Below are 3,089 nucleotides of genomic sequence, written 5' to 3'. Positions count from 1 at the left end.
CAAGCGAAAGACGCTTGTCCGGGCGGGGGTATATACATTTTGTTAAAAACGATATGTCATTAACTCAATGAATTAATTTGCCTATTAAAGGCATAGTTTTTAATTCTGTTCCTTCTAACTTCGCTATAATAAGTATATATAGAGACATTAAAACTGTCGCCACAGGGAGACGTAATACCAATTTCATGCCTGTGCCCCATGAATCTGATAACACATTAATCCCAATTTTAATAATGAAAAAGATAAGCATGAATACCAAATATGTCAATATCCTTTTTGTAGGGTAGGGAATAGGAAAGTATTTTTGCCCCATGTAATACGTAATCAGCACCATGGTTGCATAACAGACTAATGTAGTCCAGGCGGATGCATACATACCCCAATACGGAATAAAAAAATAGTTACCAGCTATAGTAATGAGCGCACCAAATGCAGTGATAATTAAACCCATACGCATGCGGTCGGTTAACTTATACCATACTGACAGGTTATAATATATGCCCAAGCAGATATTGGCGAACAACAATATAGGTACAACACTCAGGCCGGAACGATAGGAAGTACCGACCATATATTGCCAGAGATCAAGATATAAATCAGAAAAAAGAAAGGCCAGGGAAAGAGTAATCACAAACCATTTCATCACGCGAGCATAAATATCGGGTGCATTTTTTTCTTTTGACTGGTTAAAGAAAAATGGCTCAGCGGCCATTTTAAACGCCTGTATAAATAATGTGATAAATATGGCCAGTTTATAGTTAGCAGAATAAATACCGACTACTCTTTTCGCATCTACGCTGACAGGAAGAAATTTAGCTAACATTTGTCGATCCATTACTTCGTTTATCATACCCGCAAGGCCAATAAAAATCATGGGGGCACTGTAGAAAAATAGCTGCCTCCATAATATTTTATTTAACTTAAACTTAAAATCCCTCCATTCACCAAAAAGAATAAGAAATACAAAAAGGTTTTGGAGCAAATTGGCCATTAAAAGAAAGCCTACCCGACTATTACCTCTGTACCATTGTGACAGGAAGCTATTAAAATGACCTTCTGCGTATTTAGGCAACCATACCAAAAAGAAAACGGTAAATAAGATATTAATAATAATGCCAGATAACTTTACAAAAGCATATTTTTTGGGACGATTTTCTTGGCGCAACTTAGCAAAGGGTATCGTGCATAGCGAATCTAATCCAATCAAGTACAGACACCACGAAATGTATTCTGGATGTCCCTCAAGATTCATAAAGTTATTGATACTGACGCGAAAAAAGGAAAATAATAAGATAAGCCCAACTGTACTGATCAGTAATGAACTAAATGCAGTCTGAAAGAGCGAAATGCGATCCATTCCTTCTTTATTCGAGAAACGAAAGTATCCGGTTTCAAACCCATATGTAAAAATGATATTAACTACCGCTATCCAGGAATATAGTAAACTATAATCGCCGTAATCTCGCACACCGGATATATCTGTCATCAGATAAGTAAGAAGGGGCGTAAGTAAGTAGTTCAAAAACTTAGCACCAATATTACTAACGCCGTACCAAAGTGTTTGACCCGCTAATTGTTTGATTGCTGTCAATAGAGTTAAAATTTGTGCACAAATTAAATAATTAAAATGGACTGATAGTGCTTTATTGAACATCCCTAGTTATGTCTATCTTATTTCCGCCTGAATTACCTTAGCTACTCTATATTTTCTTATCTTACATATAAAAATGGGTCTAAATATAATTCATATACCCGCCCGGTCAAGCGTCTTTCTCATTCTGGCGCGAGTCTGAAGCCTCGGCAAGTGCACAAGGCGACTCGTGACTGTATCTGGCGCGAGTATGCAGCGTAAGGCCAGTCCCGGGTTTTGCAAGATGTTAAAGGGAATCAATTTACAACCAATTGCTTTTCATCGGCTTACTTTCAATAAACATAGCGTTAACGCCATCCACCGACATGTCATTTCTATAAACATTAGTTTGCTTGCATATAGAAATTCAGCTTGTGGTCGGTGTTTTTTGCCTACTAAGTGCCTGTTTTATTTAATTCAATTTTATACCTAATTCGCCAACTGTGATGGCACATGTTTCGGGAAACCACCGACCATAAGCAAAATTGAGAATCCGAACGGTTCGGGAGCGAAAAACCCTCCGGGTCTGTTGATACGAGCTTTTTGCAGAGCGTGGACGCTCAATTTATTTACGGGCATGCGAATGATGCTTGTCCGGGCGGAGAATGCGTAAGGTTTGTAATAGCATGAATAAACTAATAAAGCGGAAAGACAAAAGAAAACCTTTTACCTTTTCGCTTTACACCTTTTACCTTAATTACCTCAAACTACTGGCTCAATACAAAACTAAGTGGCAATGTATATTTAACCCGTACAGGTTGTCCGTTTTGCATACCGGGTTTCCATGCAGGTGCCTTCTTTAAAACACGCAGGGCTTCTTCGTCCATACCATAGCCTGCACCTTTTTCTATTACAAATGATGACAGGCGGCCATCCTTTTCAACAACAAAGCTAACCCAAACTTTTCCGCTTATTCCCTTATCTACCGCTTCACCCGGATATTGTAAGTTTTTTTGTAAGAATTTCGCCCATGCCGCGGCACCACCATAAGGTTCGGGCATTACTTCAACTCCTGTAGTGGGATGTATGCTATTATCTTCTTCCGCTTTGGTTCCGGAACCATTGCTTGTTTTACCGGCATCAATATTTATGCCTGTGCCTGCGCCGGGTATATCAATTTCAACCGGACCAATATCACCTTTCATGTTATCTATTTTAGGCGGATCAGCTTTAACAGGGTCAGTAGTTACTACCGGCGGAACAAATTTTGTAGTATTTACTAATTGCTTTGGCGCCGAAGGTTTTGATTTGGCAATTTCCTTTATAGGCTCAACAGGTGGAGGTTGAAAAATATGACTTAATTTAACTACGGTTGTTTTTACCAGTTCAACGGGTTTTTGCCTGATAATTATACCACACGTTATAGCAACAACAAACACGCTCAAAAAAGTAATTCCCATGGCCTTTACAATATTATCGGCATAATGCTGCCTTAAATAATAAGCGCCATATTCCTTGT

At 38.7% G+C, this 3,089-nt stretch carries 2 protein-coding genes; both read right to left on the bottom strand.

Annotated features, from left to right (window positions below; genetic code table 11):
• Nucleotides 1-64 precede the first annotated feature (64 nt).
• A complete protein-coding gene (locus JWQ34_RS08790; protein WP_299356556.1) occupies nucleotides 65-1,654 on the bottom strand; it encodes an oligosaccharide flippase family protein in 1,590 nt (529 codons plus the stop codon).
• A 683-nt stretch (nucleotides 1,655-2,337) separates the two neighbouring features.
• The coding region (locus JWQ34_RS08785) for a TonB family protein (protein ID WP_299356555.1) at nucleotides 2,338-3,089 on the bottom strand (752 nt) is incomplete at its 5' end.

It is taken from the genome of Mucilaginibacter sp., assembly GCF_028288185.1.
GTDB lineage: Bacteria > Bacteroidota > Bacteroidia > Sphingobacteriales > Sphingobacteriaceae > Mucilaginibacter.
This window is presented reverse-complemented; position numbering and strand designations above follow the sequence as displayed.